The organism is Pectobacterium polaris (assembly GCF_002307355.1).
In the GTDB taxonomy this organism is placed as follows: domain Bacteria; phylum Pseudomonadota; class Gammaproteobacteria; order Enterobacterales; family Enterobacteriaceae; genus Pectobacterium; species Pectobacterium polare.
The window spans coordinates 4,600,559-4,620,010 of the sequence record NZ_CP017481.1; the positions used below are offsets into that span (position 1 = coordinate 4,600,559).

General features: G+C 53.5%; 20 protein-coding genes. 4 read left to right on the forward strand and 16 right to left on the reverse strand.

Translation table 11 applies throughout. From position 1 onward, the window contains the following. Positions 1-85 precede the first annotated feature (85 nt). The 5 genes from ispG to ndk all read right to left on the reverse strand — a co-directional run bounded on the left by ispG (position 86) and on the right by ndk (position 5,173). The gene (gene ispG / locus BJJ97_RS20770; RefSeq protein ID WP_039486108.1) at positions 86-1,207 is read right to left on the reverse strand and encodes a flavodoxin-dependent (E)-4-hydroxy-3-methylbut-2-enyl-diphosphate synthase; all 1,122 of its coding nucleotides are present in this window, start codon (positions 1,205-1,207) and stop codon (positions 86-88) included. Positions 1,208-1,247: 40 nt separating this feature from the next. Continuing rightward, positions 1,248-2,246, reverse strand: coding sequence for a cytoskeleton protein RodZ (gene rodZ / locus BJJ97_RS20775; protein WP_095995199.1), 999 nt, complete (start codon positions 2,244-2,246; stop codon positions 1,248-1,250). Further along, entirely contained in the window at positions 2,236-3,033 is a 798-nt protein-coding gene (gene pilW / locus BJJ97_RS20780; RefSeq protein WP_193438346.1) for a type IV pilus biogenesis/stability protein PilW, read from the reverse strand. Before pilW ends, rodZ begins: the two co-directional genes overlap by 11 nt. 189 nt (positions 3,034-3,222) lie before the next feature. Continuing rightward, a complete protein-coding gene (locus BJJ97_RS20785; protein ID WP_052012080.1) occupies positions 3,223-4,449 on the reverse strand; it encodes a bifunctional tRNA (adenosine(37)-C2)-methyltransferase TrmG/ribosomal RNA large subunit methyltransferase RlmN in 1,227 nt (408 codons plus the stop codon). A 295-nt stretch (positions 4,450-4,744) separates the two neighbouring features. Beyond that, positions 4,745-5,173, reverse strand: coding sequence for a nucleoside-diphosphate kinase (gene ndk, locus BJJ97_RS20790; protein WP_010280064.1), 429 nt, complete (start codon positions 5,171-5,173; stop codon positions 4,745-4,747). Between the two features lie 359 nt (positions 5,174-5,532). Here ndk and BJJ97_RS20795 point away from each other — a divergent pair, with 359 nt between their 5' ends. The 4 genes from BJJ97_RS20795 to BJJ97_RS20810 all read left to right on the forward strand — a co-directional run bounded on the left by BJJ97_RS20795 (position 5,533) and on the right by BJJ97_RS20810 (position 10,290). Continuing rightward, positions 5,533-7,113, forward strand: a complete 1,581-nt coding sequence (locus BJJ97_RS20795) for a PTS transporter subunit EIIC (RefSeq protein ID WP_095995201.1) — start codon at positions 5,533-5,535, stop codon at positions 7,111-7,113. Positions 7,114-7,126: 13 nt separating this feature from the next. Further along, complete coding sequence (locus tag BJJ97_RS20800) at positions 7,127-8,488, forward strand: 6-phospho-alpha-glucosidase (protein WP_095995202.1); 1,362 nt, start codon at positions 7,127-7,129, stop codon at positions 8,486-8,488. A gap of 103 nt (positions 8,489-8,591) precedes the next feature. Next, positions 8,592-9,461 (forward strand): 3-mercaptopyruvate sulfurtransferase, encoded by an 870-nt coding sequence (gene sseA, locus BJJ97_RS20805; protein ID WP_095995203.1) that lies wholly within the window; start codon positions 8,592-8,594, stop codon positions 9,459-9,461. Between the two features lie 40 nt (positions 9,462-9,501). Then, a complete protein-coding gene (locus BJJ97_RS20810) occupies positions 9,502-10,290 on the forward strand; it encodes a MurR/RpiR family transcriptional regulator (RefSeq protein WP_095995204.1) in 789 nt (262 codons plus the stop codon). A 36-nt stretch (positions 10,291-10,326) separates the two neighbouring features. Here BJJ97_RS20810 and sseB read toward each other — a convergent pair whose 3' ends face one another. The 11 genes from sseB to trmJ all read right to left on the reverse strand — a co-directional run bounded on the left by sseB (position 10,327) and on the right by trmJ (position 19,390). Continuing rightward, positions 10,327-11,121: an enhanced serine sensitivity protein SseB gene (gene sseB, locus BJJ97_RS20815; protein WP_095700234.1), complete on the reverse strand. Its 795-nt coding sequence runs from the start codon at positions 11,119-11,121 to the stop codon at positions 10,327-10,329. 52 nt (positions 11,122-11,173) lie between these two features. Beyond that, entirely contained in the window at positions 11,174-12,481 is a 1,308-nt protein-coding gene (pepB, locus tag BJJ97_RS20820; RefSeq protein WP_095995205.1) for an aminopeptidase PepB, read from the reverse strand. Between the two features lie 214 nt (positions 12,482-12,695). Then, entirely contained in the window at positions 12,696-12,896 is a 201-nt protein-coding gene (iscX, locus tag BJJ97_RS20825; RefSeq protein ID WP_095995206.1) for a Fe-S cluster assembly protein IscX, read from the reverse strand. A 21-nt stretch (positions 12,897-12,917) separates the two neighbouring features. Beyond that, positions 12,918-13,253 (reverse strand): ISC system 2Fe-2S type ferredoxin, encoded by a 336-nt coding sequence (fdx, locus tag BJJ97_RS20830; RefSeq protein ID WP_095700236.1) that lies wholly within the window; start codon positions 13,251-13,253, stop codon positions 12,918-12,920. Position 13,254: 1 nt separating this feature from the next. Beyond that, complete coding sequence (gene hscA, locus BJJ97_RS20835; RefSeq protein ID WP_095995207.1) at positions 13,255-15,105, reverse strand: Fe-S protein assembly chaperone HscA; 1,851 nt, start codon at positions 15,103-15,105, stop codon at positions 13,255-13,257. Positions 15,106-15,180: 75 nt separating this feature from the next. Then, positions 15,181-15,699 (reverse strand): co-chaperone HscB, encoded by a 519-nt coding sequence (hscB, locus tag BJJ97_RS20840; RefSeq protein WP_095995208.1) that lies wholly within the window; start codon positions 15,697-15,699, stop codon positions 15,181-15,183. Between the two features lie 71 nt (positions 15,700-15,770). Then, a complete protein-coding gene (gene iscA, locus BJJ97_RS20845) occupies positions 15,771-16,094 on the reverse strand; it encodes an iron-sulfur cluster assembly protein IscA (RefSeq protein ID WP_014916217.1) in 324 nt (107 codons plus the stop codon). A gap of 80 nt (positions 16,095-16,174) precedes the next feature. Next, positions 16,175-16,561 (reverse strand): Fe-S cluster assembly scaffold IscU, encoded by a 387-nt coding sequence (gene iscU / locus BJJ97_RS20850; RefSeq protein ID WP_005970177.1) that lies wholly within the window; start codon positions 16,559-16,561, stop codon positions 16,175-16,177. A gap of 24 nt (positions 16,562-16,585) precedes the next feature. Beyond that, on the reverse strand, positions 16,586-17,800 hold the full coding sequence (locus BJJ97_RS20855; protein WP_095995209.1) for an IscS subfamily cysteine desulfurase: 1,215 nt from the start codon (positions 17,798-17,800) through the stop codon (positions 16,586-16,588). 250 nt (positions 17,801-18,050) lie between these two features. Further along, positions 18,051-18,545, reverse strand: a complete 495-nt coding sequence (iscR, locus tag BJJ97_RS20860; RefSeq protein ID WP_039306127.1) for a Fe-S cluster assembly transcriptional regulator IscR — start codon at positions 18,543-18,545, stop codon at positions 18,051-18,053. Between the two features lie 119 nt (positions 18,546-18,664). Next, positions 18,665-19,390 carry a tRNA (cytosine(32)/uridine(32)-2'-O)-methyltransferase TrmJ gene (gene trmJ / locus BJJ97_RS20865; RefSeq protein WP_095700240.1) on the reverse strand — a complete coding sequence of 242 codons (726 nt, stop codon included), beginning with the start codon at positions 19,388-19,390 and terminating at the stop codon, positions 18,665-18,667. Positions 19,391-19,452 lie beyond the last annotated feature (62 nt).

Genomic DNA, 19,452 nt, shown 5'->3' on the forward strand with positions numbered 1-19,452 from the left:
CGTCGCATCTTCAATGCGGGGCATCCCCATCGGGTTCAGGAATCGTTAATTATGCGGGTGACGGCATACCGTCACGCCGTCAGAGTTACTTATCCACCAGATTGACGGTAATACGCTGATTTTCGTCCATCATGGAGGCTTTCGCGCGGATCTTGGCTTCTAACTGATCGATCATCTGTTCGTTATCGAAGCGCTCTCTCTGCCGCACGCCGTCTTCATAAAAGCCGCTCTTGTTGTGTCCACCGGTGACACCAATTGTCGACACCAGCGCTTCACCGGGACCATTCACCACGCAGCCGATAATCGAAACATCCATCGGTGTGATGAGATCTTCCAGCCGTTGTTCCAGCGCATTCACCGTACCGATCACGTCAAATTCCTGACGAGAACAGGTTGGGCAAGCAATGAAGTTGATCCCTCGAGCACGGATGCGCAGCGATTTCAGGATATCGAAACCGACTTTCACTTCTTCAACTGGATCGGCCGCCAGCGAGATACGCAGCGTGTCGCCAATGCCTTCAGACAGCAGCAAACCGAGGCCGATAGCTGATTTCACCGCTCCGCTACGTGCGCCACCCGCTTCGGTAATACCGAGGTGCAGTGGCTGATCGATACGTGAAGCTAGCAAACGATAGGATTGCACGGCAAGGAATACGTCCGAAGCTTTGACGCTGACTTTAAACTGATCGAAGTTCAGACGATCGAGGATATCGACATGGCGCATCGCCGATTCCAGCAGCGCTTCCGGCGTTGGCTCACCGTATTTTTCCTGCAAATCTTTTTCCAGCGAACCGCCGTTAACACCAATGCGGATCGGGATATTGTTGTAACGCGCGCAATCGACAACCGAGCGAATACGCTCTTCATTACCGATATTACCGGGGTTGATACGCAGACAGTCGACACCGTATTCCGCAACTTTCAGCGCGATGCGGTAGTCAAAATGGATGTCAGCAACGAGCGGAACATTCACCTGCTGTTTGATAAGCTTAAAGGCTTCTGCCGCGTCCATAGTTGGCACGGAGACGCGGACGATATCGACGCCAACACGTTCCAACGCTCTGATTTGGTTAACGGTAGCTTCAACGTCGGTGGTTCGCGTGTTGGTCATGGATTGCACCGCAATCGGCGCACCATCACCAACAGGCACCTTGCCGACGTAAATCCGTGTTGATTTTCGACGGGTTATGGGTGCAGCGTTATGCATTACTTCATCTCCAACATTGCAGTCTTACCTGAACAACACGTTATTCTGCGGTCAGCGTCAGACGTGCAACCTGACTGCTACGCACAAATTGGCTTAAATCGACCGGCTTACCTTGAAATTGAATCTGTACCGCAGCAGGCGCACCAATTTTAAGTTTATAGGGTGACTGACCATCCAGATTCAGTGTGCCGCCATTACGCTGCATACCGCTGAACAGTTTCTTACCGCTGGCATCCGTCACTTCCAGCCAGCAATCGGCCGTGAAAGTCATCACCAAGGCATGAGCCGCAGAGACCGGATTGCTCTCCGCTACCGTACCCGCAGCGGGAGCCACGGCCCCAGCACCCAACAGAACATTGCCCGCAGCCTGTGGCTGTGCGGTGTTCGCGTGTGAAGGTGATTGGTTGGATGGTGCAGCGGACGATGCGGTTGTAGAAGAAGCAGGCGTTGAAGGTGTCGCCGCGACAGTAGCAGAAAGATCAACTGGCGTAGAAGGTGCCGCTGCCGAGTCCGGCGTCGCCGTTTCCTGCGCTGCGCTGTTGTCCATCAGTGGAACGGACTGCCCTTCCGTCTGTGCCTGCATCGAACTGGCGTGATCGACCATGCTGTTGATTTCCGCCTGCTGAGCCTGATGGTTTTGCCACCACCATGCGCCCGTTAGCCCCAGAACAACCAGCACGACCAGCCAGGTGATTGTCATCAACCAGCCATCACGCTTTTTGCGGCTTTTTTTCAGCGAAAAACTCTGCATCGGCGAGACTGAGATCGTTTTAGGTATGGCCTGCTTATCCACGATGGGAAGCAGTTCATCTTCGGGTAAATGAACCAGCTTGGCATAAGAACGGATATAGCCGCGCAGAAAGGTCGGCGCTAAATCGGCAGGCGTCGTACCGTCTTCAATATCGCGAACGGTGGTGATTTTAAGGCACAAACGCTCAGCAATAGTTTGCTGAGTCAGCCCAAGGCGTTCACGCGCCTCACGCAGACGTTCGCCGGGTAGTTTTGCTTCTGTTTTATCTTGGGTGGCTTCAGTATTCATTAGCTAAGAAATGCTGGTACTGTTTAGATTGTGGAAAACTTCGCGCCAGCACGTTGCCATAACGTTCTTTATCGCCATCATGGCCCGCTAACGCGGCGAAACGAATCTGTAACCATAAGCTTTCGGCACTGGCCGGAAGAATATGCTGGTAAATATCAAGCAGCAGCTGCGTTTGCTCATTTTTCCCGGCAGCAAACTGTTGGTTCGCTTCCGTCAGCAAAGCACTGCCTTTCGTCGGGTCATACTTCAGCGCCCGACTCAATAAATTGCGCGCGTCTTCAGTCTGTCCGGCATTGAAAAAGCAGTATCCCGCATTTTCCAACGCATCAGCAACCTGACTGTAATCAGGAAGTTGTGCAGCCGCACTAAACTGTCGCTGAGCCGCTACATACTGCCCTAAACTACACAGAAACGCACCGTAATTATTCATGACGCTGCCATTTTCCGGCGCCATGTTTAATACATGTTGATAACGCTGTTCAGCCAGACGATTTTCACCTATCCGCTGCTCGTAAAGCGCCATCCCCAATTGTGTTCGATAATCCTGCGGAGCAATCGCTACCGCCTTCTCAAGATTCTGCCGTGCCGAATCCAGATTATTGTGCGCCAGATAGGTCAACCCCAGCTGCAAGCGGGTTTGGGCGACCGCGGGATTTGTCGTCTCCTGAGGCGATTTCACACACCCCACTAGCAACAGCACCGCGACCAGGCCATTCAGCCAATACATTCCCTGTGATAAAGACATTCCTTGTAATAAAGAAAGTCTCTGTGATAGTGGCTTTGCCATCCCTGTACCCCCGCCTTGTCGTCTTTGTCAGACATCCTGACCTGCGAGGTTACCTGAATATGAACAGGGTGACAGTCAGACCTAACAACAACGCGGCACGCCTCGCAATTTGCTCACTTTTACCCTGCAAATTACCTCAGCGAACGACGTCGGGTTAACGCTTCCGCATTAACCCGCGCCGATTTGATATCAGACTGCTTTCACCGCGATAGGTTCACCGGCCATTTTCTTCTTCAACGTACGTTTGGTTCTGTCTACGACTTCACCCGCCAGCTGACCGCAGGCAGCATCAATGTCATCCCCACGGGTCTTACGTACGATCGTCGTGAAGCCATACTCCATCAGTACCTTGGAGAAACGGTCAACGCGGCTATTTGAGCTGCGGCCATACGGCGCGCCCGGGAACGGGTTCCACGGAATCAGGTTGATCTTGCATGGCGTATCTTTCAGGCATTCCGCCAGTTGATGCGCGTGCTCGGTGCCATCATTGATATGATCCAACATCACATACTCAACGGTAACACGTCCCTGATTCGCATTGGATTTTTCCAGATAGCGACGTACCGCGCTCAGGAACATCTCAATATTGTACTTTTTGTTGATCGGCATGATTTCGTTTCGGATGTCGTCGGTCGGCGCATGCAGAGAAATCGCCAGCGCAACATCGATCATATCGCCCAGTTTATCCAACGCAGGCACTACGCCTGACGTAGACAGCGTCACGCGACGCTTGGACAAACCAAAGCCGAAATCATCCAGCATGATTTCCATCGCCGGCACCACGTTAGTCAGGTTCAGCAACGGTTCGCCCATGCCCATCATCACAACGTTGGTGATTGGACGCTGGCCGGTGACTTTAAACGCACCGATAATCTTCGCCGCACGCCACACCTGTCCGATGATTTCCGATACGCGCAGGTTACGGTTAAAGCCCTGCTGCGCCGTTGAACAGAATTTGCACTCCAGCGCACAGCCTACCTGAGACGACACACACAGCGTGGCGCGATCTTCTTCTGGAATATAAACCGTTTCAACCCGTTGACCACCCACCAGAATCGCCCATTTGATGGTGCCGTCGGAAGAGCGCTGTTCGTCCACCACTTCAGGGGCGCGAATTTCAGCGATCTCCTGCAATTTGGTGCGGAAGACTTTGTTTATATCCGTCATCTGGTTGAAGTCATCACAGCAGTAGTGATACATCCACTTCATGACCTGATCGGCGCGGAACGGTTTCTCTCCCATCGACATGAAGAGGTCACGCATTTGCTGGCGGTTAAGATCCAACAGGTTGATTTTTTCCGCACTGGCTTTGACGGATTGAGAGGCATCAGCGGACGCCGGAGTGAATTCGGACACGGTTTGCTCGGATACGGTAGTTGTAGATGCGGTAGTGTGAGATGCCGTCGTTTCAGACATGACGGTTTCAGACGCGATTTGCTTAGACATTGTCAATCCTGGCCTCGTTATTACACGTTATGGCGCTAAAAAGAAGGTTGAATTCGATGGTAATGACCAAAGAAACGCCCCGGATAAGTGCAGGCTCATCCGGGGCGCAGCATTGTACAAATTTTAAAACAGGTAAGCTACCATCACCGCTTTTTTTCTGTGTCATTACTTCGCTGTCGCGCACTAACGCAACAAAAAAGAAGCAACATCACAGGCTGACCTGTTATCACGCACAACAATTCATCGTGCGTAACCGTTGTTTCATTTACGCGCGCGCGCAGATTTCATCATCGCTGAAGAAATAAGCAATTTCACGCTGAGCGGATTCGATAGAATCAGAACCGTGTACCGCGTTCGCCGTGAAGCTGTCCGCGTAATCAGCACGCAGCGTTCCCGCCAGTGCGTTTGCCGGGTTGGTGGCACCCATGATGTCACGGTTACGTTGAACGGCGTTTTCACTTTCCAGCACCTGCACCATGATCGGGCCAGACATCATGAATTCAACCAAGCCATCAAAGAACGGCTTGCCTTTATGCTCAGCGTAAAAACCTTCCGCTTGCTCACGGCTCAAACGCAGCATTTTAGCCGCAACAATGGTAAAACCTGCGCTTTCAAAGCGTGCGTAAATCGCACCGATGGCATTTTTAGCAACCGCGTTAGGTTTTACGATGGAGAAGGTACGTTCTATCGTCATATTGACCTCATTAACTAAACTGTCAGATTACAGCCGGATTATAAGAATTGTATACCCAGCCAGTGAAAGTGGCGCAAATTATAGGGGTAGCGGCCTTTGTTGCCTACCAAGTAGATAACATTTTATTAAAAAAATATTACCTCTCATTTTCCCTTCATTAACGATTACGCATCACGCTTTTTCGTTTCTCACCGCCCCAATGCTGAATGTAACAAATCATCGGCGATCACAGTTCTGAAGGTTACTTGTAACGTTATAGGTTATTTGTTTTTAAAACAATAAGATAACTGGAATCTCTTTGTCATTCACTGCTAGCCTTGCTGCCGTACCCACCATAATGGCCAGTAAGAGGGCTGATAATGAAAAGAGCGGTCAATGCATTGCAAAATTTCGGCAAGTCCCTGTATGGGCCGGTGCTGATACTCCCGATTGTCGGGTTATTCATCGCATTTGGGAATGTGTTCGGTAACGGCAATTTAGCGGGCTACGTCCCTTTACTTAATCACCCCTTGATTCAGGATTTTGGTCAACTAGTTTCCAAATCTGCCGTGGCGATTCTGGCTAATTTGGCGCTGGTGTTCGCCGTCGGGATCCCGATCGGACTGGCGAAACGCGATAAAGGCTACGCTGCGCTGATTGGTCTGGTGATGTTTATCATCTTCATTAATGCCATGAACATCACGCTGCAATTGCAGGGCAAACTCGTACCAGCCGCAGAAATGCGCCCTGCCGGGCAAGGCATGGTGCTGGGCGTTCAGGTGCTGGAAATGGGCGTGTTCGCTGGTATTTTGATCGGCGGATTCGCAGGCTATCTGTATAACCGCTATTCCAGTAAACAGTTTAACGGCGTGATGGCGATCTATTCCGGCCACTGCTTCGTCGCCATTCTGGTTATTCCGCTGGCGATTGCGCTGGGCTTTGCGATGAGCGCCCTGTGGCCGTTTGCTCAGCACGGTATTACCTGGTTGGCCTTCGCTATCAAAGGTGCGGGTCCTGTTGGCATCGCGATTTATGGCTTTCTCGAACGCGTACTGATCCCCACTGGGCTGCATCATCTGGTCTATACCCCGTTCCTGTACACCGAACTGGGCGGCACCGCAGAAGTATGCGGCAAGCTGTATCAGGGCGCACGTAACATCTATTTTGCTGAAATGGCCTGTCAGGACGTCAAACAGCTGAGTTCCACCGTGGTCTGGGATGCTCGCGGTATCAGTAAAATGTTTGGTCTGACGGCCGCTGCGCTGGCGATGTATGTGACAGCGAAGCCAGAAAAACGGCTGGCCGCCAAAGCCATTCTGATTCCGGCCGCGTTTACCTCTTTCTTACTGGGCGTTACTGAACCGCTGGAGTTCTCGTTCCTGTTCGTCGCGCCGATGCTGTTTGCCGTCCACGCCGTACTGACTGGCATAGGCATGATGCTGTTCTCCATCATGGGCGTGCATGCGATTGGTGCCAACGGCGTCATCGACTTCCTGCTTTATAACCTGCCGCTAGGCACCGAGAAATCCAACTGGCCGATGTACATCGCGGTTGGGCTGACCATGTCGGTGATTTACTTCTTCGTCTTTCGCTTCCTGATTCTGTACTTCGACATGCCAACACCAGGGCGTGAAACCGATGAGGAAGAGACGCGACTTTATTCCAAAACCGAATATCAGGCCAAGACCGAGAATCCGGCAAAAACGCAGGACGCGGCGAAAGGCGATGCCCAACTTGTGGGTGCCACCATCATCGCCGGGCTGGGTGGCAAACCCAATATCGAAGTGGTGGATAACTGCTACACCCGCCTGCGGGTCACGCTCATCGACCCCGCTTTGGTAGACGAACAACAGCTTAAGAGCACCGGTGCGAAAGCCGTTATCCGACAGGGTAACAACGTACAGGTGGTTTACGGACTTCACGTCAAAACGATACGCGAAGCAGTTGAAAACGCGCTTTAACAGGAGACTGACCATGACGAAACCCCCATTCATTCTGACCATCGCTGGTGGCGGCAGTACCTATACCCCGGGCATCGTAAAGAGTCTGATGGTACGTCTCGCGGATTTCCCGCTGGCGGAGATTCGTTTGTATGACATCGACGGCCCGCGGCAGGATATCATCGCGCCAGTGGTGGAAAAGGTCATTCGCGACCACAGTGACAGCATCGTCTTTACCGTCACAGCCGACGCAGAGACCGCGTTTACTGGAGCTCACTTTGTCTTTGCCCAGATGCGCGTCGGCCAGTACAAGATGCGCGAACAGGACGAGAAAATCCCACTACGTCACGGCGTCGTCGGGCAGGAAACCTGTGGCCCCGGCGGGCTGGCCTACGGCCTGCGTACGATTCTGCCGATGGCTGAGCTGATCGATCTGGTTGAGCGCTATGCGCATCAAGAGGCGTGGATCGTCAATTACTCCAACCCCGCCGCAATTGTTGCCGAAGGCGTGCGCCGCCTGCGTCCTAACGCCCGCGTACTGAATATCTGTGACATGCCGGTAGCTGCGATGCGTAACATTGCAGCCGTGCTGGGCGTCGATCGCCACGACATCACGGTCGATTATTTCGGGCTGAATCACTTTGGCTGGTTTACCCGCGTGCTGGTCGACGGCGTCGATCGTATGCCAGAACTGCGCGAACACATCGCCCGCTACGGCCTGTTGACCGCCGATGCCGCCGATACCGATCCGCAGCACGCCGATCCGTCGTGGGTGAAAACCTGGCGCAACATCAAACCAGTCATGGATCATTTCCCAGAATTCGTGCCGAATCCGTATTTGCAGTACTACCTGATGCCGAATCAGATCGTGGAGCATCAGGATCCTGACTACACACGCGCCAATGAAGTGATGGACGGGCGTGAGAAGAAGCTGTTTGCGGCCGCCGCCAACTACAAGGAAACCGGGGTTCTGTCCGATGCGTTCCACGTTGGCGTGCACGGTTCATTCATCGTTGATGTCGCCTGCTCGCTGGCGTTCGATCTGCGCCAGCGCCATCTGGTGATCGTCGAGAATAAAGGTGCCATCGCCAATCTGCCTTACGACGCGATGGTGGAAGTGTCTGCTTATATCACTTCGCAAGGGCCGGAACCGGTGCGGATGGGGAATGTCCCGCAGTTCCATCGTGCCTTGCTGGAACAGCAGTTGGCGTCTGAACAGCTGCTGGTCGAAGCCACGCTGGAAGGCAGCTACGAGAAGGCCTTGCAGGCATTTACTCTGAACCGAACCGTGCCGACAATGCAGCACGCCAAAGCCATTCTGGACGAGATGATTGAAGCCAATCAGGATTACTGGCCGCAATTAAAACAAGCATATAGAGACGGTATTGCCCAATAATCCGCGACTTGTCGGATGAGGAAAAATCGCTGACAATGAATCTATCATTGCACATCAATGATAGATTCGGGGTCGAATTCGTCGGCCCCAACGTGGAGGAGCTATGTCAGCATCGTCTTCTGATTTGCCCGTTTCTCATGAGCGGTTTGTCTCCGCAGACTGGCTTGCCAGCCACCTGAATGACAGCAGCATCACACTCATCGACGCCCGGATGCTACCGCCGGGCAACAGCACCCGTGATATTCATGCTGAATACCGCGCCGGTCATCTGCCTGGCGCGGTTTTTTTTGATATTGAAACGCTGTCCGATCACAGCACCGATCTGCCACATATGATGCCGACTCGCGAAGACTTCGCACGCGCGATGGGCAAGTTGGGGATCGATAACCAGCAGCATCTGGTGATTTACGATGAAGGCAATCTCTTCTCCGCGCCACGAGCGTGGTGGATGCTGCACACCTTCGGCGCGACATCACTTTCGATCCTGAGCGGCGGGCTGGCGGGCTGGACAGCGCAGAATCTACCGCAGGAACAGGGCGATGTAACGCCGAAGCCAACCACGTTCCACGCCACGCTGGATGAAAATGCGATTCGCTCACGCGATGACGTGCTTTCTATCAGCCGGGATAAATCAGAACAGATTGTCGATGCTCGCCCCGCCCCCCGTTTTAACGCCGAGGTGGATGAACCGCGTCCTGGTCTGCATCGCGGCCGCATTCCTGGTAGCCTCAACGTACCGTGGACTGATTTGGTGAGTAACGGTGCGCTGAAGCCTAATGCCGAGCTGGCGACCATTCTGCATAAACACGGTGTAGACTTTACTCGCCCCATCGTCGCCAGCTGCGGTTCCGGTGTAACGGCCTCTGTCGTCGTGCTGGCGCTGACGCAGTTAAATGTCCCGAATGTGACGCTGTACGACGGATCGTGGAGCGATTGGGGGAGCCGCGATGATGTCCCAATTGAGCGAGATTAGTTCCGTTCGGTATTTTATTGCCGTCAATCAGGGGTAGCAGGTGGATAATCGGCTGACGTCCTTAATGCAGCACGGTCAGGTGCTGACGCGCGCGGAATACCGCGTGCTGGCTTTTATCGCCGACCATTCATCACTGATAGGCAAAATCACGGTGCGGGAGCTGGCGCAGAAGACCTATGTTTCCACGGCGACGATCATGCGGCTGTGCCAGAAAATCGGCTTTAGCGGCTACAGTGAATTCATTTATCACTGCAAAACGTTGCTCACGGAGCATCCGCGTCTGGCACCCTCGCCTGTCGTTACGCCCAATGACGCTTCGCTTCCTGATGCTTTCCAGCATTTTGTCGACAATTATCAGCGCACGTTTGCCTACATTAGCCATCAGGATAGAGCCGCTTTCAGCGCTATCCTGCGACAGGAAAGCCACTTTTTCCTCTATGGCGCAGGGTTTTCCCATCTGTTTGCTGAATATTTGGCGAAGAAACTGCAGGTGCTGGGGAAAGATGCCTTCTCTTCCGGGTTAGGAGACAGTCGAGGCATTTTTCTCAATAATGCGCCGAAGTATCGGGTGTTTATCGCGATCTCCCGCAGCGGGGAAACTGAGCAAGTGCTAGATAAGGCGCGTATCGCCAAAAACATTGGCATGAAGGTAATCGCGTTTACTCGAGCGTCGTTGAATTCATTAGGCGAGTTAGCCGATTTGCACTTCCGGCTTTACGATGATGCGGTTCACTATGCGGCGGAAGCTGGTGAGATTAGCTCATTTGAATCGAATCTGGTGATGTTGATCGATCTACTGCTATTGCAGGCAACAGCGGAAAAATCGTAATCCGCTGTCGCCTGTATCAAATTTACCTATCCGGTATCAAGCGTTACCGCTTCCCTTAAACTCTCTCAGGAAACTCCCCCACTTGCGCTCGTAAAACGGCGTGGTGTGCTTAATCATATAATGGCTGATGCCCGATTCGCCTTCCTTCACCAGACACAGATCGACAGGACGCTCGTCCGGCAAGGTGTCACTGGCAACGCTGCCCGCTTCACGGATGATGATTTCTTCATCCTGATCGGCATCAATCCCAATCAGCAGGTGCGGCTGCTCTTCACCCGGTTCCTGAATCTGTGCCAAAAACGCCCGTTTTACATGGCGATGTTTGGTAAACAGCTGCGTCAGGGAATCAATCATCTGTGCTGGCATCTCGGCTGGCTGGCTCAGTATGACCTGCATCTCTTCTTCAACAACGCGCTGCTGAACAAAACCGTTACCTTCGCCAGACAGGATATGTTCAATTTCCTGTGGCAAAAACTCTTTGCCATACGGCAGCTTAGGGTTGAGGAACAGCGTGACGCCCTGCGTCATTTCAAACAGCGAACGTGTCGGCAGGGCCAGAAAAGCGGCTTCTTCCGCAATCGCGCTCTGCAAAGCTTCCAGAGAAGAGAAGAAAGGAATGGCGGATGAACCATCGTCTTTTTCCCAGTGCTGAATGTTCACATTACTGCCCGCATGCAATACCACCTCACCGGATTCATCCCCGTCATCGGTACTGCCCAGCACAAACACCGTGGCTTCCATCAGTTCACTGAAAAATTCAGGACGATGCGCTGGCTCTGTTGCAGCCAGAATCAGCACTTCTTCCAGTTTATTACGTGGCGAAAACTCCATACTTTCCTCAACATGATTACGTTAAAAACTGACGCGTTAAGACCTGAACCGACTACTTGGCGTTGCTCAGCAGGAGATTCGCCAGCGTACGTACACCGAGTCCCGTTGCGCCCGTCGCCCACTGATCTACCGCGCCTTTACGGTACGTCGCGGAGCAGTCAATGTGCAGCCAGCCCTGCTGGTAATTTTTCACAAAGTGCGACAGGAAAGCCGCTGCCGTGCTGGCACCAGCGGTGTGTGCACCACTGGCAATGTTGTTCAGATCGGCAAAACTGGACGGCAGATGGCTGCGGTGGAACTCTTCCAGCGGCAGACGCCAGAACGGTTCGCTTTCTTCTTTCGCACTTTCCTGCAATGCCGCCACCAGCTCATCATCAAAGCTGAACAGCGCGTGATAGTCGTTGCCCAGCGCCGTTTTTGCCGCGCCCGTCAGCGTTGCACAGTCGATAATCCACTGTGGATTCTGCTCGGAAGCATCGATCAGGCCATCCGCCAGCACCAGACGCCCTTCCGCGTCAGTGTTCATTACCTCAACCGTTTTACCGTTGCGATAACGAATGATGTCGCCCAGTCGGAATGCATTGCCGCTCACCATGTTGTCTGCGCAGCACAGGTACAGCTTCACACGCTGTTGCAAACCGCGCGCAGCTGCCAGCGCGAGCGCGCCCGTCAGAGTGGCCGCACCGCCCATGTCCGATTTCATGGAATCCATAGAACTGCTCGGTTTCAGGCTGTAGCCGCCGGTATCAAACGTAATACCTTTACCGACCAGACAGGCGAACACGGGTGCATCCGCGTTACCCGTCGGGTTATAGTCCAGCGCCAGCAGCACCGGCTGACGTTCAGAACCGCGTCCCACCGTATGCAGGCCAGCATAATTCTGCTCACGCAGATCTTCACCTTTGGTGATGCGGTAGCTGACAGCGTCACAGGCGACGTCACACAGCAGATCGATTGCACGGGTCGCCAGCTGCTCTGGCCCCAGATCTTCAGCAGGCAGGTTGATGGTGTCACGCACCCAGTCCACAATCTTCAGGCGATCGTTCAGCTCTTTCTTGTCAGCGTCATTCAGTTCCGCCCATTCAACCGTTCTTTGCCCTTTCGGCCCGCGATATCCCTGCCAGAATGCCCAGCTGTTTGCCAGATCCCAGCCTTCACCGGCTAGCTTAACGTGTTTAATCCCCTGCCCATCAATTTTGCGGGCAGCACGTTGGATCACCGCCAGTGCAGCTTTGCCATTCAGGGACGCCCCGACATGAATGGTAAAACCCTGCTCATTCACACTCAGCGTCGCTTTTTCTCCCCAGCGCGCGTCAGCAGGTTGAGTGGAGAGTGAAATCAGCATGGTATTGTTCGTCATAGTGCTTCTCCGATAATAGGTATTCCTGCCACTTTTCATGTTTGCAGGTGATGTTCATAGTTGCAGACGTTCTGCTTATCAATGCGTGTTTATAAACGCTTTCGCTTATAAATACTCGGTTTGCAGACAAATAAACGGTGCATCATGACATGCAAATGTTACGAATGTTGGCACGAGAATAAAACGGGCCACCAAAGGCAGCCCCGTCATCGTGTTATTCAGCTTCATCTAACCAGACCAGCAGGATCGCTTCCAGAATTTTTTCATTGGAGGCGTCCGGCCGATCGTCAAATTCATCCAGCTCGCAGATCCACTGATGCATATCCGTGAAACGTACGGTTTTCGGATCGAGATCGGGAAACTTATCGTAAAGCGCTTCGCCGATAGCCCGGCTGTCTGTCCATTTTAATCCCATAACGGTTACTCCCTATGCAGATTAATGCTCGCGCGCGTGGTTGATCGTATAGCGCGGGATCTCGACAACCAGATCGTCCCCGGCGATACGCGCCTGACAGCCCAGACGACTTTCCGGCTCCAGCCCCCAGGCCTTATCCAGCATGTCGTCCTCATCTTCCGTACTTTCTGCCAGCGAGTCGAAACCTTCGCGCACGATGCAATGGCAGGTAGTGCAGGCACAGGATTTCTCGCAGGCGTGCTCAACGTCAATACCGTTACGCAGGGCGACTTCCAAAATGCTTTCACCGCGTTCCGCTTCCAAAACCGCGCCTTCAGGACACAGATCCTGATGCGGTAAAAAGACTATCTTAGGCATGTTACACCTCATCCACAGAATGGCCTGCCAGCGCGCGACGGATAGAGGCATCCATGCGACGGGCGGCGAATTCCTGGGTTTGTTGATCGACTGTTTTAATCGCGGCTTCAATCGCCACGGGATCGCTTCCCTGCATCATCGTATGCAGGTGTTCGGATGCCGCGACAATGATGCCTTTTTCGTCATGGCTCAATAACTCTGCGTCAGCCACCAGCGCGCTTTGCAAACTTTCCAACACGCGTGAAGCCTCCACTTTTTGCTCTGCCAGACGACGCGCACCGACATCTTCTTTCGCATTCAGCATCGAATCGGTGATCATCGTGGCAATTTCCGTATCGCTCAAACCGTATGACGGTTTAACCTGAATGGATGCCTCGACGCCCGTCGATTTCTCCATCGCCGTGACGCTCAGCAGGCCATCTGCATCAACCTGAAAGGTCACGCGAATGTGAGCCCCACCGGCAGGCAGCGGCGGCAGACCACGCAGTGAGAAGCGCGCAAGCGATCGGCAATCCGTGACCATTTCGCGTTCACCTTGCAAGACATGAATCATCATGCCGCTCTGGCCGTCTTTGAAGGTGGTGAATTCCTGTGCGCGGGCAACTGGGATCGTGGTATTGCGCGGAATGATTTTTTCCACCAGCCCGCCCATCGTCTCTAGCCCCAGCGACAACGGGACCACGTCCAGCAGCAGCATTTCGCTGTCTGGCTTGTTACCCACCAGAATATCCGCCTGAATCGCCGCACCGATAGCCACGACCTTGTCTGGATCGATCGACGTCAGCGGCGTGCGGCCAAAAAACGTTCCGACGTGATCGCGCACTAGCGGAACGCGAGTCGATCCACCTACCATCACGACTTCCAGCACGTCTTCTGGCATCAGCCCCGCGTCTTTCAGCGTGCGACGGCAGGACAGCAGCGTGCGTTTCACCAGAGAAGCAATCAGCGAATCAAACTGCTCGCGGGTGATATCACCCTGCCAGTCAGCGACATCCATACGCACCGACTCGGCGCTGCTGAGTGCAACTTTAGCCTTCACCGCCGCGTGGCGAAAGGCATGATCTAACTGACGATCGTCACGATCGTGAATGCCCGCCTGCTCACGCAGCCACTCCGCCAGCAGATGATCGAAATCATCACCGCCCAACGCAGAATCGCCGCCCGTCGCCAGCACTTCAAAGACGCCACGGCTCAGGCGCAGAATGGAAATATCAAAGGTGCCGCCGCCCAGATCGTAAATGGCGATCACGCCCTCTTTACCGGAATCCAGCCCGTAGGCAATGGCGGCCGCAGTCGGTTCGTTCAGCAGGCGCAATACGTGCAGCCCGGCAAGACGTGCTGCGTCTTTGGTGCCCTGACGCTGTGCGTCATCGAAATAGGCAGGAACGGTAATCACCACGCCATCCGGCACGCCGCCTAACGCCGCTTCCGCACGCGCAGCCAGCGCGGACAAAATATCCGCCGATACCTGTACAGGATTGAGGTTGCCAGCCGAGGTCTGAATCAGCGGCAGGCCGTTATCGCTGGCATGAAAGTGATACGGTAAATGCGGGTAGCGCTGCTGAATGTCGTCCAGAGAACGCCCCATCAGGCGTTTGACTGAGCTGACGGTATTTTCCAGATCGTGGGCAGCATTGTCGCGCGCATCCCAGCCGACGCTGTGACCATCGTGACGATAGTGAACAACCGAGGGCAGCAAGTCACGCCCATCGCTATCTGCCAGCGTCTGAGCTTCACCGCTGCGTACGGTGGCAACAAGAGAATGGGTGGTGCCTAAATCAATACCGACAGCCAGACGACGCTGGTGCGGTGCGGCGCTAAGGCCAGGCTCACTAATTTGTAATAAGGCCATATTGAGCTTCCATCAATTGGCTGGCGAGAAACCCGGTATGGCAATCACCATCGGGTTACCCGCCGGATTAACCAGTTATCTGTCCAGCAATTGTTCTTCGAGTTCTTCAACCTGTTGCTGGAGCTTGTCTAAAAAGCGTAGCTTGCGCACGGTATCTGCGGCGTCTGTCCACGTCTCATTATCGAGTTCATCACACATATGCGAACGGCGCTTAGCGATCGTTGCCTGCAACCGCTCGGCGAAGGCCGTCAGTGCCTCATCGGCATCCGACCGCTGTGAGATCGCGTCCAGCTCTTCGCGCAGTTCCAGCTGTTCCATCAGGAATGCCGTGTCCTTCATCGTATGCTGTTCGTTGTTCACATCAAAACCGTGCAGCGACAACATATACTCCGCGCGTCTCAGCGGATGCTTGAGCGCCTGATAGGCATTGTTGATCGTCGCCGCCTGCTGCACCGCCAGCATGCGCTCGCGCTCTGGGCTGGCAGCATAACGGTCAGGATGGAACTGCCGCTGCAAATCCTGAAAACGGGATGCAAGCAGGCCGCCATCCACAGCATAGCGAATCGGCAGCCCGAATAACGTAAAGTAATCCATAGTGGTACTCTGGGAGTTCTGGGTAGCAATGCAGGCCATTAACCAATCGCACGCTCACTACCCAAGAGGGGTCAGACGTTGAAACTTTCGCCGCAACCGCATTCGCCGGAAATGTTCGGATTATTGAACTTAAAGCCTTCGTTCAGCCCTTCTTTGACGAAATCCAACTCGGTTCCGTCAAGATAGACCAGACTTTTGCCGTCCACGATGACCTTTACGCCTTTGTCTTCAAAGACCGTATCACCGTCGTTCAAATCATCAACAAACTCCAGCACGTACGCCATCCCGGAACAGCCGGATGTCCGTACGCCAAGACGCAGCCCAAGGCCTTTGCCCCGGTTTGCGATGAAAGCGTTCACGCGTTGTGCCGCACTTTCGCTCAGAGAAATCGACATACTGTTACCTCGATCGTTCGCCACCTCGACGGTATCAGGCACCGCAAGAAACGGTGCCCCGACGAGTTCAGCCGCAGAGATTACTGCGCGTCGCGTTTACTTTTGTAATCCGCAATCGCTGCCTTGATAGCGTCTTCCGCCAGAATGGAGCAGTGAATCTTCACTGGCGGTAGCTCAAGCTCTTCGGCAATCTGCGTGTTCTTAATCGCTTCAGCTTCATTCAGCGATTTGCCTTTTACCCACTCTGTAACCAGCGAGCTGGAGGCAATGGCAGAACCACAACCGTATGTCTTGAAGCGGGCATCTTCGATGATACCCTCATTGTTGACTTTTATCTGCAACTTCATCACATCGCCGCACGCTGGCGCGCCGACCATGCCGCTGCCGATAGAAGGATCGGCGTTGTCAAATGAACCCACGTTGCGTGGATTTTCATAGTGATCAATTACTTTTTCGCTGTAAGCCATGATAGTCGTCCCCGAACTGGTGAATTAATGATGCGCCCACTCGATGCTGCTGATATCCACGCCCTGCTTGAACATTTCCCACAGCGGAGAAAGATCGCGCAGACGACCGATGGATTTACGTACCAGCTCGATGGTGTAGTCGATCTCTTCTTCGGTAGTAAAACGTCCCAGCGAAAAGCGGATCGAGCTATGTGCCAGCTCATCATTCATGCCCAGCGCACGTAACACGTAGGAGGGCTCCAGACTGGCCGACGTACAGGCAGAACCGGACGAGACCGCCAGATCCTTGAGCGCCATAATCAGCGATTCACCTTCAACATAGTTGAAGCTGACATTCAGGATATTGGGCACGCCCTGCTCGATATCACCATTCAGATAGACTTCTTCAATATCATTAATGCCGTTCCACAGACGATCGCGCAACGCACGCAGGCGATTCATTTCTGCGGTCATCTCTTCTTTCGCGATGCGGTAGGCTTCACCCATGCCGACAATCTGGTGCACAGGCAAGGTGCCAGAGCGCATGCCGCGCTCATGACCGCCGCCGTGCATCTGCGCTTCGAGACGAATACGGGGTTTACGACGAACATACAGTGCCCCGATCCCTTTCGGTCCATAGATTTTATGGCCGGAGAAAGACATCAGATCCACTTTTAACTGGTTCAGATCGATAGGCAGTTTGCCTACACTCTGTGTGGCATCAACATGGAACACGATACCGCGGCTACGGCACATGTCACCGATAGCGGCAATATCCTGCACAACGCCGATTTCATTATTGACGTGCATGATGGAAACCAGAATGGTGTCCTCACGCATTGCCGCTTCGAGTTCAGCCAGATCGATAATGCCGTTACGCTGCGGGGCCAGATAAGTGACCTCGAAGCCTTCGCGTTCAAGCTGACGGCAGGTATCCAGCACGGCTTTGTGCTCGGTCTTGCTGGTGATGATGTGCTTACCCTTCTTCTGATAGAAGTTGGCAACACCTTTAATCGCGAGGTTATCGGCTTCGGTCGCGCCTGACGTGAAGACGATCTCACGCGGGTCGGCACCGACCAGTTCAGCAATTTGGTTACGGGCGATATCAACCGCCTCTTCCGCTTGCCAGCCAAAACGGTGGGAACGGGAAGCCGGGTTACCGAACGTACCGTCCAACGTCAAACACTGCATCATTTTCTCAGCGACGCGCGGGTCAACCGGCGTGGTAGCTGAATAATCGAGATAGATAGGTAACTTCATTGCTCATAAACTCCGTGCATCACTTCAAAACGTACAATGCGTTTTGTTTTATTGACAGGCTGTTTATACCCGCAACCTCTCGGGCCAATGCAAAAAATCTGGCGATGTTATCGTGGAACAATTTATCGTCAGAACACGCCGTGACAGTCGGACTAACGCCAATGCCACATTGGGCAATGTGGTCAGGATTATGCGGCTATCAGAAAGGCAAAACGTGACGAGTAAAGGTACTCGTCACGTTGAAGGTATATTAGGCGCGCAGGTTAACGTTGATCGTTTCCTGGATACGTCCATTGGCGGTGCGACGCGTGTCAGCATCCTGACGATCCGCAACGTTCAGTACTTCCTTATTGTTCACCAGCTCATCCAGCGTGATGTTATTCAGGAAGTCGGTAATACGGTCGCTCAGATCGCGCCACAGCGTGTGCGTCAGGCAGCGATCGCCACCTTGGCAGCCTTCGCGGCCCTGGCAACGCGTTGCATCAACAGATTCATCGACGGCCGAAATGACCATACCAACAGCGATTTCATTCGCGTTTTTACCCAGCAGGTAACCGCCGCCCGGGCCACGAACACTGGCAACCAGTCCGTTCTTACGCAAGCGTGAAAATAGCTGCTCCAGATAAGACAGTGAAATACCCTGGCGTTCAGAAATATCCGCCAATGGAACCGGTCCTTCCTGGGAGTGCAGAGCCACATCGAGCATGGCGGTAACGGCGTAACGGCCTTTGGATGTCAGTCTCATGATAGTGGTACCTGTAGATAAAACATGTATTATGAAAACATGTATTGGCAGAACATAACGTGAGTCTGACATTCCCGAGTATTTTAGTCAACTATTTAACCGAGTAAATTACTCAAGTATTATTCGCCGTGTGTTTTTTGTACCGAACTGAGTATCCCACGTAGAATATTAAGTTCCTGACTTTCAGGTCTGGCGCGGGTAAACAGGCGACGCAGCTTGTTCATTACCTGCCCTTGATGTGCTGGCCGGATAAATCCGGTTTGCAGCAGCGTCTGTTCAAGATGCTGATAAAACCGCTCCAGATCGTCGACCAGCGGGTATGGCGACTCTTCATGTGCCGGCTGCCCAGCCTGTAAGCGATCCAAATGCGCGATGCGCACTTCATAAGCAATGATCTGTACCGCCATCGCCAGATTGAGCGAGCTGTATTCCGGGTTAGCGGGAATCGCCACATGGTAATGGCATTTCTGCAGTTCCTCGTTCGTCAGCCCTACGCGTTCACGCCCAAACACCAGCGCGACCGGCGCGTGTTCCGCTTCCTGCGCGCTGCGAACGCCGCACTCGCGCGGTTCCAGCATCGGCCAAGGTAAGGTTCGAGAACGTGCGCTGGTGCCAACGACCAGACCACAGCCTTCGAGCGCCTGATCGAACGAATCCACAATGGTGGCATTGCCGATAACATCGCTGGCGCCTGCCGCCAACGCAATTGCCTGCGAATCAGGCTTCACCAATGGGTTGACCAAATAAAGTTTGCTTAATCCCATGGTTTTCATCGCCCTGGCCACTGAGCCCATATTGCCAGTGTGCGACGTTTCAACCAGAACAATGCGAATATTGTCTAACATATGTACTCTATTGTGCGAAAGGAAGTCGTGCGAAAAGGAAACCGACATACCTTAACACAGAC

What these genes read in the sequence shown, in the direction of transcription:
- ispG (WP_039486108.1), bottom strand. Translation starts at nt 1,207, where the DNA reads ATGCATAACGCTGCACCCATAACCCGTCGAAAATCAACACGGATTTAC.
- rodZ (WP_095995199.1), bottom strand. Translation starts at nt 2,246, where the DNA reads ATGAATACTGAAGCCACCCAAGATAAAACAGAAGCAAAACTACCCGGC.
- pilW (WP_193438346.1), bottom strand. Translation starts at nt 3,033, where the DNA reads ATGGCAAAGCCACTATCACAGAGACTTTCTTTATTACAAGGAATGTCT.
- BJJ97_RS20785 (WP_052012080.1), bottom strand. Translation starts at nt 4,449, where the DNA reads ATGTCTGAAACGACGGCATCTCACACTACCGCATCTACAACTACCGTA.
- ndk (WP_010280064.1), bottom strand. Translation starts at nt 5,173, where the DNA reads ATGACGATAGAACGTACCTTCTCCATCGTAAAACCTAACGCGGTTGCT.
- BJJ97_RS20795 (WP_095995201.1), top strand. Translation starts at nt 5,533, where the DNA reads ATGAAAAGAGCGGTCAATGCATTGCAAAATTTCGGCAAGTCCCTGTAT.
- BJJ97_RS20800 (WP_095995202.1), top strand. Translation starts at nt 7,127, where the DNA reads ATGACGAAACCCCCATTCATTCTGACCATCGCTGGTGGCGGCAGTACC.
- sseA (WP_095995203.1), top strand. Translation starts at nt 8,592, where the DNA reads ATGTCAGCATCGTCTTCTGATTTGCCCGTTTCTCATGAGCGGTTTGTC.
- sseB (WP_095700234.1), bottom strand. Translation starts at nt 11,121, where the DNA reads ATGGAGTTTTCGCCACGTAATAAACTGGAAGAAGTGCTGATTCTGGCT.
- pepB (WP_095995205.1), bottom strand. Translation starts at nt 12,481, where the DNA reads ATGACGAACAATACCATGCTGATTTCACTCTCCACTCAACCTGCTGAC.
- iscX (WP_095995206.1), bottom strand. Translation starts at nt 12,896, where the DNA reads ATGGGATTAAAATGGACAGACAGCCGGGCTATCGGCGAAGCGCTTTAC.
- fdx (WP_095700236.1), bottom strand. Translation starts at nt 13,253, where the DNA reads ATGCCTAAGATAGTCTTTTTACCGCATCAGGATCTGTGTCCTGAAGGC.
- hscA (WP_095995207.1), bottom strand. Translation starts at nt 15,105, where the DNA reads ATGGCCTTATTACAAATTAGTGAGCCTGGCCTTAGCGCCGCACCGCAC.
- hscB (WP_095995208.1), bottom strand. Translation starts at nt 15,699, where the DNA reads ATGGATTACTTTACGTTATTCGGGCTGCCGATTCGCTATGCTGTGGAT.
- iscA (WP_014916217.1), bottom strand. Translation starts at nt 16,094, where the DNA reads ATGTCGATTTCTCTGAGCGAAAGTGCGGCACAACGCGTGAACGCTTTC.
- iscU (WP_005970177.1), bottom strand. Translation starts at nt 16,561, where the DNA reads ATGGCTTACAGCGAAAAAGTAATTGATCACTATGAAAATCCACGCAAC.
- BJJ97_RS20855 (WP_095995209.1), bottom strand. Translation starts at nt 17,800, where the DNA reads ATGAAGTTACCTATCTATCTCGATTATTCAGCTACCACGCCGGTTGAC.
- iscR (WP_039306127.1), bottom strand. Translation starts at nt 18,545, where the DNA reads ATGAGACTGACATCCAAAGGCCGTTACGCCGTTACCGCCATGCTCGAT.
- trmJ (WP_095700240.1), bottom strand. Translation starts at nt 19,390, where the DNA reads ATGTTAGACAATATTCGCATTGTTCTGGTTGAAACGTCGCACACTGGC.